Origin of the sequence: Pseudanabaena sp. UWO310 (assembly GCF_006861605.1) — a bacterium.
Taxonomy (GTDB): domain Bacteria; phylum Cyanobacteriota; class Cyanobacteriia; order Pseudanabaenales; family Pseudanabaenaceae; genus Pseudanabaena.
The window spans coordinates 1-11,786 of sequence record NZ_SELU01000100.1 but is presented as its reverse complement, the minus strand read 5'-3'; the positions used below and the strand labels follow the sequence as shown (position 1 = coordinate 11,786).

Sequence of the window (11,786 nt, the reverse complement as noted above, 5' to 3'; positions counted from 1 at the left end):
AAACCTAGTCCATTAGGAAGTGCGGTTGATGGTATGCCAAACATAAATTCCCACATCTCGGCACAGTCTTTATGCGAGATGTGCTGTATGCGGGGAGGAGTGGGTTCGCTTGCTGTTGGTTCAAGGGGACGACTGAGGTCGATTAGTCGAACGTTCTTCCCCAGAAGTGCGACAGTCTTTTGGTTAATCAAGGTGCGCTTCTCCTGCACGAGTAATACTTACTTCACTTTTTATCGTCTCACAGATAACTCTCAAATAGGGGGAAGAGTCATACAATTGTGCGAAAGCAGCTTTAACAGATATTCTGAATCCGCAATTTCGATGCACAAGTAGACATAGATCTGTTCTCAATTAAAAACGAGTCAATCCTATTAAGAATTGACTCGTTCGATAGTTTTGGTGTGGTTACTCTCTAGATCGGTCACTAAGCACTCTCTACAAACCATTGGTTAATCATGATTGGCTCCTGATTGACTGTGTGTTTGCCTGATGGAACTGTCTTGACCCAATCGGGATATTTATAATTTTTTTGATTCGTTGCTATCCGTTCGGATTCTGTGAGTTTACGAAAAATAAGAATATCGGCAACTACTTCCGTGTTGGCAAATCTCTTAAAAGCGATGTCTGGCAATCTAATAGCGGTCACTAGTTCTAACTTACTCGCTAGATATCTCCGAAAGCTAGTATGGGCTGCATCTAGGGTAAAGCAACTGGTAATCAAGGCTATCAACCCATTTTCCCTCACTAGGTCAGTACATTTGGCTAGAAAGTAATTGTGGATGCTTAGGTTCAGGTGGGCGTAGCGCGGATCGTAGAGTTTGTAATTGCCAAAGGGAACGTTGCCGATCGCTAGGTCAAAACTGTTATCACTTAGGCTCACTGTCTCAAATCCTTGAGCGTAAATCAGCGCTTCGGGGTATAGCAGTCTCGCAATTTGGGCAAAGATCGGGTCTAGTTCTATACCTACCCATTGCGATCGCTCTCGCATCAGCGTGGGCTGACATCCCATAAACGCTAGGGTGTTGCAGGCTGGTTCGACGATCGTTCCACCTGTAAAACCGATATCGCTGAGGATATCCCACATGGCGCGGATTACTTCAAAACTCGTTTGGTAAGCGGTTGCGGTTGCGGATTTAGCGGCTTGGATTTCAGTCTGAGTCAATAATTGACTTAGTTTTTCATGGCATCGATGCTGCCATGTGTTGCCTTGATGATTGGCTTTTACCCAGATATCAGTGAGGGTGCCCCATCCCGATGCTTTGGCGAGTTCTACCTGTTGCTCTGCTGTTGCCTTGGTTATCGATTTCGATAGGGCGATCGCTTCGACGGTTACTTCTGCTTTTACTCGCAGGGGGCTATCAAAATGCTGTTCGATTTCTGGCGTAATTTCAAATATGGGTTGGTACATTTTGGGGTTTTTTCCTAGTTTTTGTTCTTGCGAACAAGCGCTAGCCATAAAAAAAGACATGACTTTAGTTGTCATGTCTTTTTCTATGTATTGGTTCAAAATCCTCTAGTTGCCTTTGCCTTTGGTTTTTAGCCAGTTGTTGAGGTCAGCGATCGTCTCTAAGTCAAATAATGCTTCGGCTAAATTTTCTAACTGCTTTGCCGATAGTTTGTTGACCTTGCCCCTCAAGCTTGGGGTGATCTGTCCAAACTTGCGACCAAGCATCCGCAGCAGCATTGTAGATTGCCCTTTCACTAGACCTCTTTGCTCGCCTAGTTTTAAGCCGCGTTGCTCGCCCTCTTCTCTTGCCTCTTGATATACTCGCGTTTGCTTTAAATCGCTGTATGTAAACATTGCTTCAATCTCCTGCCGACTGAGTTTTGGGAATTTATAAACCAACACTGTCTCTATTAATTCTAATACCTGCTCTTGGATTTCGGTATTGTTTTCCTGCTCGATCTTCTCACCTAATTGTCTTGCCAGTCTGACAGCTTGACTTTCACTAGACAAGATGAGTTGAATAATACCGATCGCAAAAGAGTCTGTCTCTCGCTCTAGCAGATCTTCTAGGTAGACTCGCCGTATCCTCTGGCAGTCGAGCATTTCCCGCACGTGGCTTCTTGGCTCTGGTTCGTAACTGCGCCTCGCAAAGATGGCGATCGCTTGCCACTCCCGCTCGGGACGGTATTGGTTTAGGTACAGATATATCTCGGATAGGTATTCCCAGTAAAAGTCTTCCTTTTGCTGGAATTGAACTTCGATGAGATATATCGGTTTATCTTTCGCTTTAGGGCTAAATATGCCATCAAACCGAAAGGCTTTTTCTTTCACTTCCACTGAGCTAAATTCATAGCCTTCTGCTTCAGCAATCGGGCGTTCGATTAGCTCAAACAGTAGGGTGTGAAAGGTATTGAATAGTTGATAAAAGAGCGTGTCCGTTTTCATATCCACTTAGTTTAGCAAAGTTTGGGATTGGGAAATTCTTTTTTTCTAGAAGATAGATAATCAAGGGGATAAAGCTGCTTTATCCCCTTGATTTCTAAGCAGCGACCAGTTCGCACACTATGGTCTTTTGATGTGTTGTCAGCGAAGCTGTGTATTCACCCACCAATACTTTGGCGGAGTCTTTGGCTATGAGTCCTAACAGGTATGGCTTTTTCCTACTTTTACGGATGACTTCTATCTGATATCTGCCATCTTCTTGGCGTTGAGATACAAGGATGGGGATACAGGCATGTTCTCCATTTCCCGTCCATTTGGTTGATGCGAGTTCTCCATACTGCGCTCCTACAATTTGTAGTCGCATCAGTTGGTTGTCATGGAGGCGATCGCAGATCTCTGGTAGGAACATATTGAATGCAACGCTTGCGGTTCCATGATCGCCGTTGTGACTGGCTTGCCACATGGCGGCGGCACAGGTTTGGGCGGTTTTCTCGCTTTTTTCCCTTAGTTTCTCGCCTAGAGCTTTTGCCCATTGCACGGCGGCACGGAGGATTTTCTTGCGGGATTCCCGATCGCTTGATAGTTTCATGGCTTCCCTGATCTTGCTGGTATATTCATCGCGTCGGGCGATTGCTCTTTGGTAGAGTGCTTCGTTCGGTTTGATAAACAGTTCGCGGAATTCGAGCAGGGTGCGCTCGTGTAAGTCTACGGGTTGCCAGATGGCATTCACAGATTGAATTAGGAATGAGATTGGGTCGTTGTATTCACCGTTGGCTTTCATGGGTCTGGCGGGCATTTTGCATCTCTGCTTAGGATCGTAGTAACTGCCATAGACTCCTTGTTGTTTGCGATCGATCAACCAGTCTAGTTTCGGTAAGCTTTTGCCCACTTCATCGAGAAAGGTTTGGTCGTGGCTGAGGTCGGATTTGAGCCGATCTACGGCGACTTGGACTTCTTGGGCTAAGCCTGCGATGTACTGATGCTGTCCTGTTGCCCATGCAGTGGCTAGGTAATAGGTGATCAATCCGATTTGGTTTTCTGTGGATCTGAGAGCGACTTCGGCTAGGGTTCCTTGCACTGGCACTTTGTCGGGTTTGTAGGTGGTGGGTTTGATGTGGTGCTGGCGGATTTCTTCGGCAATCGCAGGTAGTTTCTGGACGGATTTCACGCAGAAGGTATCTCCGTCAAAGTCCATGCCGCAATAGTCACGGGCGATGTCTGGGTTGACATACATGGTTCCCTGTTGGTTGAGTCCTTTGATATGTTTGTTTGTCCAAATCTGCAAGTCATTGCGATCGCGGATGGGATAGCGGAATCCGACATATTCGCCTTCAGGTATTTCGGGGATGCTCATTTCGAGTTCGCCTAGTTCGGGGCAGGGTTGTGCCATAAAACTGGAGAAGTTGATACCGCCGCTAGTGGCTAGGGTTAACCACCTTCGTCTTACTAAATCTTCAATCTTTCGCACCACGTAGGGATGTTCTAGCAGTTGTCCGTGAATGTCATGTTTGAGGATTTCCGATAGGATTTTCCCATCGGCTTCTTCTTCGTTGGGTTCGGCTTCTGAATCATCTGTTTTTACCCACTGCTCGGTTTGTACCAGTTGGCAGAGTTGCTTGATGTCTCTCTGCGCGGCGACTAGGGTTTCCGCTTTCTGTTGGGTGGTGGGTAAGACATCTTGGGCGATCGCTTGTGGGCTGAACCATTGCCAGACGGTATAGGAGGTCTTGACTCTGCGTTTTTGGGCAAAGTTAACGATTCCTAGTTTCAGGTTGGTTAGTTTGTGGATACCTAATGCTGGTTTATGTCCTTTAAAACATGATAGTGGCAGAATTAAGTCGATGCCTTTGGGTAGGTTTAGTTCTACTTGCAATGTCCCTTTGGCTACCCATGCGTTAGTTATTCCTGCCCGAAATTGGAATGGGGTATTTGCTGGAATTGCAAAGTCTTCACTTTGGCGGAGTTGATTTAACAATTCATGGCTGATTTTGCCATGACAATCATCGGTGCGATGTTCTTTGTCTTCGACAATCAGGATCGTTAGTTGTGGGATTGCATAGATTTTGAGGCATTCGGTCATCAGGATCGAGCCGTAGTTGATTTGTCCCATAGCGCTAGGGAAATAGGTGGCAAAGGGATTTAATTCGTGGCTGAAGAAGAAGTCTCCATGTTTTCTCGCTCCTGATGCTCCTGATAGCTGGTATTTTCCCAGTCCTTTATTAAGGGTGGCGATCGCCTGTTTCTTTAGTGGAACAATGCTTTTGGCGGCGGTGCTGCGTTGGCTTGCGGATTTACTGGTCTTGGCGGTGCTTTCGGCTTTGGCAAGCTTGTTCAGAAATGGGGAAATGTTGCCGATACTGAGTTTGATATCGGGATGCAGTGCTTCTAATAGGGTGTTGCGGAATTGGATATCATTGTCCACAATTTCACCTGTGGCAAGGTTGGTCTTGGCGATCGTTAGCATCTGTTTGTACTCTCAAATTAGTGAAGCGCCTAGATCGTGGGATCTTGGGCGATCCCATCTCAAGGAATAAGAAATCAAACAGGCTTTTTTAAATCATCTGATATAATTTTGAAAAGCTTAAGTGTGTTTAACATGAATACTTATATTAATTTTGCTGATTCTTTAACAGATGATGATTCATATAACTTAGAACAACTTGCAAATCTAATCGAAGAAGACTGTGACCTTCGTGTAGAAAGAGAGAAAGCTGATTCAGGACAAGGCGTTAAAGATGGAGGTTTAACAATTGGTTTAACAGTTGTTGGTTTAGTTATATCAGCCATTGGAACTTTTATTGCAGCCCTCACATATTGGAAATCTCAACAGCCAAAGTATTCGCTAACTGTAAGTCTTGACGGTAAAATCTTATCAATCGATAATTTGCCCCCAGAGAAAGTTCAAGAAGCAATTAACGAATTGAATTCTGCGAGTTTTTCTTTATCCTCTACTCCGAAAATTGAGATTAAAATTTCTAAGTAAATTTAAATGTTTATGGAAGAACCTCCGAAAAGAATTGCACTTATTGTAAGTGCTCAAAGTGGGAATGAGTTAAAGGCGGGACATAGTGATGTCTCAAATGTTTACAGCCTTCTAACAGATCCGCAGTTTGGTGGATGTACAAATACCAATCCTCCAATTCATGGATGCGCGTCTCGTAATACCTTTTTAGACAATCTATTAGAAGTTCTTGAAGATTGGAATTTAAACAACCAATTTATCTTCTACTTTTCAGGTCATGGTGAAATAAGGAATGATAATTACTGCTTGAAGTTTGGAAAGAATTATCTCCCATTTGGCTCTTTGATGAATGAGATTCAATCCAGTGGTGTTAAACGTGCAATATTAATCATTGATGCATGTCATAGTGGAGCCGCTTTGGAAGGAGTTAAAAATGATAATCATCCTTCTCAGCCAATAGATGAAGAGTCTATTCCTAAAGGTATTACTGTTATTGCTTCTTCTCAAAAAAGTCAAACTAGTCGTGAATTGAAGGATGGCTCATTTAGTGTTTTCACAAAATTGTTCTGTCAAGGAATTCAAAGTGGTCTAGATGAAAAAAGTACAAGTAATGGATATATTTCTATTGCAGATATTATCAGCTATATTAATAACAAGCTAAATAATGATGAAAATTATTCTGAATTTCATCAAAGACCAATTTATTTGATTGGTAAGGCAGATGGAGAAATTTGGATCTCCAAAAATAAGAGTGGAAAAATACCCAAACAAATTCAACCCCAAATTACTGAAGCTGTAACTTCATCCGAAGAGTTAAAAATACTTTATGAAAAAACACTTCCAAATCTACACCCTTGCGTAAATGCATCAATACAGGATTTAGATTGGGATTTGATAAAAAGTTTTGCGAAGGAGATGCAGATAGAATTAGACAAGAGCCTTTCTAATCAGGAAATTCTTTCAAAGTTACAGCTTTATTCTCCTATCCAGCATGGAGGACAATACTATCTTCATAAATCTGCTGTACTATGCTTCTATAATAGACCAGAGACTATTTTTCATCAAGCGAGATCTATCTTTGCTGCTGGGAATTCGAGCGATTCAGAGTTTATATCTGAAAATATATATGGTTCTTTAAGCTATCAAGTCTTAAAATTAATTGAGAAAACAAAAGAGTATCTTCAGAAAATATCATTTGTAGATAATGAAGGTATTAGACGAGAAGTTGAAGAAATTGACGTTGAAGTTATAAGAGAACTGATATCTAATGCTATTGCTCATAGAGATTATTCATTAACAGGAACAGTAAAAGTTTCGATTACTCCTGACAGGCTTGAGGTTCAAAATCCTGGAAAATTTCCTTCTAGAACCTCTTGGGATGAATTAATAAGTTGTCTAATTGAAGAGTCTTGCCCATCAGATGTAGCAGTTTCTCAATATCTTAGAATGCTTCGTGTGTTTGAAGGCTTTGGTCGGGGCTTTAGTACTTTTAGAAAGTACATACAAAAAAATGGTTCTGAAAGTATTACTTGTATAGAGTCAAATACTCTAGAACCAACTATATGTATTCGCATACCAAGGACAAAACTTAAACAACTTACAACTGGCAAAACTTCAATAGACTGGTTGATAATTTGGGGCGTGACAAAGGCGGCGGGTGTAGTCGTTTATCCCATTTTGGAAGGTCTGGCTCAGGATGCATCAAAGGATTATGATAAGGACTTTTTTAAAGATTGTCTAAAAAATGTGATCCGCTTGCCTGAACCTGATGTATTGAAGGAAGCCTATGGGAAAGCACTGAAAAATTTTTTGGAACTTATTCAGGATGAGTTGCAAGGGGTGGGTTATACGGAAGCAATTATCAAGCAGTACGTTCCTTTTTTGAAAAAGTTTATTGATCGCGAAGAAGTGGCGGCGGCTCTGGGGATGGCGTTTAATGTGGAATGTAAGGCGATTAATACAGCGCTGTTGGTGAGAGTTTGGTCAGAATTAAATTCGCCCTATTTGCCAGAGGATATGAATTGGGACTTTTTGAGTAAGTCCTACATTAGATCTGTGAAGAAGATTGTCCAGAATTCGGATAAGTTGCGTCTGATTTTTGAGGTGCAGACCTTTGATAAAATCGCCGATGCAGTTCAGGAGGTGGCGGGAGTTGCGCCAGCGTTTGATTTGGAGAAGTATGCCGAAGGATTACGGGAGCAGTATGGCAACTTGAAGCTGGAATCTCTTGATACAACTGGGGTGTATTATAACGATTTGAAACTGTGGAAGATCTTTATTCCTCAGAATTTGCGGGAATGTCAGGAGTTTATTCCGCAGGTGTATGAGTTGCCGAAGGATCGGGCGAGGCTATTGCAGGGGAGTGGACAGTTGGATGCTTTGGAAATTGCTGAGGCAGAGTTAGAGAATCATCGCAAGCGCTATATCGAGCAGCCGATTCGGGGAGTGTTTGAGGTGTTAGGAGATCCAAAGGAATCAGCGAAGGATGGGGTTGCGAAATATGCGGTGATCTTGGGCGACCCTGGATCGGGAAAATCGACGCTATTGCAATATCTGGCTCTGATTTGGGCGGAGCGACCTGTGCGAGATTTCCCTTTCCATCCGTTGCCGCTTTTGTTGGAGTTGCGTACCTATGCCCGTGATAAGCAAGCAAGGAAATGCAAGGATATTGTTTCGTTTATTCATGGCGGGGATATCACCTGTCGGCTCAACCAGCAGAAATTGCATGAAAACCTGAAGAATGGTGATGTGATTGCTCTGTTTGACGGGTTTGATGAGGTGTTCGATCCTGCGTTGCGGGATGAGGTGATGACAGATATCTATCGCTTTATAAATGAATATCCTGCGGTCAGAGTAATTGTGACTTCTCGATGGTTGGGCTATAAGGCACAACGATTAAGGGATGCAGGGTTCCAGCACTTTATGCTGCAAGAGTTGAATGATGAGCAAATGCAGGAGTTTGTCCTGCGGTGGCATGATTTGAATTTTGTGGAAGGTGCGGATAAGGATCGCAAGCGGGAGCGTTTGCAGAACGCGATCAGGGAGTCGCGATCAATTAAGGAGTTGGCGGGAAATCCTTTGATGATAATGATGATGGCTATTCTCAATCGCAATCAGGAGTTACTGAGGGATCGTCTAGAATTTTATAATCAAGCTTCGAGGGTGTTATTAGATCACTGGGATATAGGACGTAACTTGATGGAGGATCGACGAGTCGATCCGAAAACGATTGACTATCGCGATAAGCAGGCGATGTTGCGGAAGGTTGCCTATTATATTCAGTCAAGCGCGAAGGGTTTGGCGGGGAATTTGATTAGTGTGGCGCAGTTGGAGAGCATTTTGACGGATTACCTAAAAACGATTGAGGTAGAGAAGTCAAGGGAAATCGCCCGCATCATGATCGGTCAACTTCGCACACGCAATTTCATCCTCTGCGATCTAGGTGGGGGTTCCTATGGTTTTGTGCATCGTACTTTTTTGGAGTATTTCTGTGCGTGGGAGTTTGTTTGGCAGTTTAGGGAAACACAAACACTAACGATTAAGCAATTAATTCATGATGTTTTTGGTAAACATTGGCAGGATGAGTCTTGGCATGAGGTCTTGCGATTAATTTCTGGGATGATCGAACCTAGATTTGTTGCAGAAATTATTGATTTTCTTTTGGAGCAGAAAGTTGATAAAGGCGCATATTTAGATGACGAAAACTGTCTTAAAAAAGAAGGTTTATCCAACCTTTTACTAGCAGCTAATTGTTTGTTTGAGGTGAGAAATAAAAACATAATTGCTGCTGCGTCAAGTAGGCTACTAAAAACACTACAGCATGAAGTTGAGCAGGAATCTCCATATAAATTTGTCCGTGAAACGGCAACTATAGTCATAAGTACAATTGCAATAACTTGGCAAGATATTCCTGAAACATTCAATTGGCTCAAGGATTGCCTTACATTTAACTTAAATTCGTATGTACCAGAATCTGCAATTCAAGCGATTGCACAAGTCTGGAAAGAAGAGCCTAATCTTCTTCAATTCCTTAAAAATAGAGCTGTTAATGATAGTAATGAGTATGTGAGAAATTCATCTTTAGTAGCAATCATTCAAGGATGGGAAAATGACCCTGACATTTTTTCTATCCTCAAAGAGCGCTGTGTGAATGACGAAAGTCATCTTGTTCGATGGATGTCGGTGTTAAATATTGCTCAAAGATCGGAAGAGGCTTCTAATCTTCTTTCGTTTTTTCAAGATAAGGCTATTAATGATGATGATGAGAATGTGCGGGTTGCATCTTTAGGAGTAATCATAAGAGGATGGAAAGAAGATCCCGATACTCTACCTCTCATCAAAGATCGTGCTATTAATGATGGGAGTTGGTATGTAAGGATTTCATCCTTACGAGAAATAGCATTCGTTTGGAAGGATCAGATTGACACTTTTCCTTTAATCAAAAATTGCGCTATCAGAGATGAGAATGAATTTGTTAGAAGTGGCGCATTACGAACGATCGCCCAAGGCTGGAAAAATGACCCCAAAATATTTGATTTTTTATGCGATCGCGCTATCCACGATCCATTTAAACGTGAAAAAGATCGGCAAACTAATCCCCGCCAAACTGCACTAGAAGCAATCCTCGAATATTACCGTGATAATCTTCAAACATTGGAATTATTGAAGGCGATCTCTAACAACGATCCTGATGAAAAATTAAAGGAGTTTGCGAAGAAGGAGTTAACGAAATTGAGTGAGAATTCTGTAGGGGCATAGCATTTGCGCCACAATTTTTAAACCTGCAACAATATCGATCTGCAAATACTTTGCCCTCTATGCTCAATTCGTAGTAAGTGCTAACCGTTGACAATAGTCCCAATGATGAAGCAATGCTCTTTGCCCATTCGGTCTGAACAGGTGTATGGCTGTCTTTGGGGAAGATATGGTCAAAGCGATTGTAGTTGCGATCGCCAATCAGACTATGTTCCTTGTAAATCTGGTTGGCTTGTTCCACCATCCAGCCTACGGGGTCTTGGGTATTGGTTTTGATGCCTTCAGCACCGATATAGGCATAGCTATTGTCTTTGTCTTTAATCCATTCCACCTGTTTGTATTTGGCGACTTTCTGGCAGAATTGAAATTCGTCTTCATCGACTTTTCTGGCACTTTTAGGCGTATCGACAGCACGCTGTAAATTCACGGCTGCGAGGCTTTCTAGATTCCATAGCAGTCTCTCGGTTTTGCCTAAGCCTGTAGTTACGGCAGTCGCTTTTTCTGGTTCGGGTAAGTTGGGGATGGTACTGGCAATTTGGCTAATTTCGGCAATCTGATTCCGCCATGCGTCATTGAGAATGCGAAAGGGTTTCTTAGGATCTTTGTCTTCGGCAAGTAGCTTTTGGAAATGTTTGCCAATGTTTTGCAAGTATTCTCTACTTTCAGATTCTGGAATATATTGGGTTTCCCATCGCAAGGCTTCTAACCTCATGCCTAGATTGGCAACTCTTCCTGTGGGGTTATCGGCAGCATTCACCGCAGCACTGGCTAGGCTGACAAATCCATTAGCAGTATCGCGGGGAATCTTCTTTTCTTTTTCGACTTGAATTGGTTTGTTCTCTGGCAGATTCTTGTCAATAATCTCTTGGATTAGGGTGGGATATTGCTCGATAATTTTCTGGGAACTGGCTTGCTGTTCGGGGGATAATTGGCTGGGAATAATCCCCACGCGATCGCCATCAAAGTCGATTACCAGTCGTTTCGCATCGTGGGGATTGAGGTAGCAGACTCCTCTCTGCCGATAGGCTTCGGGATCTAATTCCCGCAAAACTGTGAGGTTGTTCGTAAATACGTCAAAGTTAGCGGCATTGGTAACGGGACTGCGATAGATGGCAACTTCGGCTCCATCGGGTAGCCCTGTAAAACTGACTTCGCCTTCTTGGAGTTGATTGTGGGGTTGAGCGATGCCGCTGGGGACATAAACGCCTCCTGTGGCTACTTCTTGCCATTCGCTCTGTAGGAATTCTCGCAGTCGTTTAGCAATATCTTCCATTTCTAAGATCTGACAATGACCGCCTTCAATCAGGTCAGTTTTGAGGATGTCATACAGCCAATCTTGATATTCTTCGTTAGGTGAGTTTAATGGCTCTCGGTCAATTTCATTGGCTGTTGTGTTTTCTTGTGGGCTCAATCCCAGTTCCAGTGCGAGTTCTGGCTCGATGACTTGGGTAATGTTAGCGCGATTGTTTAGTTCTTCTTGTCTCTGCTGTAGACGCTTTTCATGGCGTTCGATATACAGTTGCGCTACCTTGCGCGGATCGGATTGGGCTTCTGCGAGGCGTTCGGCTTTGATTTTGAGTTTGGGGAGTACGTCCGCTTGGACTCCTTCTGGGAAGAACACTAATGCTTGAGTACCTAGTTTCTGTTCGGTGAATTTAGCGTCCTCTTTCCTTGACCAGA

At 43.1% G+C, this 11,786-nt stretch carries 5 protein-coding genes and 2 pseudogenes; 2 read left to right on the top strand and 5 right to left on the bottom strand.

Translation table 11 applies throughout. The features are described from left to right. The 4 genes and pseudogenes from PseudUWO310_RS21850 to PseudUWO310_RS21835 form a co-directional block, all read right to left on the bottom strand. A pseudogene (locus tag PseudUWO310_RS21850) lies at positions 1 to 209 on the bottom strand (hypothetical protein); the annotation flags it as partial. Positions 210 to 424: 215 nt separating this feature from the next. After that, positions 425 to 1,483, bottom strand: a complete 1,059-nt coding sequence (locus tag PseudUWO310_RS21845; RefSeq protein WP_223805802.1) for an SAM-dependent methyltransferase — start codon at positions 1,481 to 1,483, stop codon at positions 425 to 427. 30 nt (positions 1,484 to 1,513) lie between these two features. Beyond that, positions 1,514 to 2,392, bottom strand: coding sequence for an Rpn family recombination-promoting nuclease/putative transposase (locus tag PseudUWO310_RS21840; RefSeq protein WP_143190464.1), 879 nt, complete (start codon positions 2,390 to 2,392; stop codon positions 1,514 to 1,516). A gap of 94 nt (positions 2,393 to 2,486) precedes the next feature. Further along, positions 2,487 to 4,853: a hypothetical protein gene (locus PseudUWO310_RS21835; protein WP_143190463.1), complete on the bottom strand. Its 2,367-nt coding sequence runs from the start codon at positions 4,851 to 4,853 to the stop codon at positions 2,487 to 2,489. 36 nt (positions 4,854 to 4,889) lie between these two features. On the opposite strand from PseudUWO310_RS21835, the gene PseudUWO310_RS21830 reads away from it, so the two are divergent. Together PseudUWO310_RS21830 and PseudUWO310_RS21825 are read left to right on the top strand one after the other, a co-directional pair. After that, positions 4,890 to 5,372: a hypothetical protein gene (locus PseudUWO310_RS21830; RefSeq protein ID WP_143190462.1), complete on the top strand. Its 483-nt coding sequence runs from the start codon at positions 4,890 to 4,892 to the stop codon at positions 5,370 to 5,372. Positions 5,373 to 5,384: 12 nt separating this feature from the next. Then, positions 5,385 to 10,109, top strand: coding sequence for an NACHT domain-containing protein (locus tag PseudUWO310_RS21825; protein ID WP_190316123.1), 4,725 nt, complete (start codon positions 5,385 to 5,387; stop codon positions 10,107 to 10,109). Here PseudUWO310_RS21825 and PseudUWO310_RS23145 read toward each other — a convergent pair. Next, a pseudogene (locus PseudUWO310_RS23145) lies at positions 10,027 to 11,786 on the bottom strand (hypothetical protein); the annotation flags it as partial. The gene PseudUWO310_RS21825 and the pseudogene PseudUWO310_RS23145 overlap by 83 nt on opposite strands.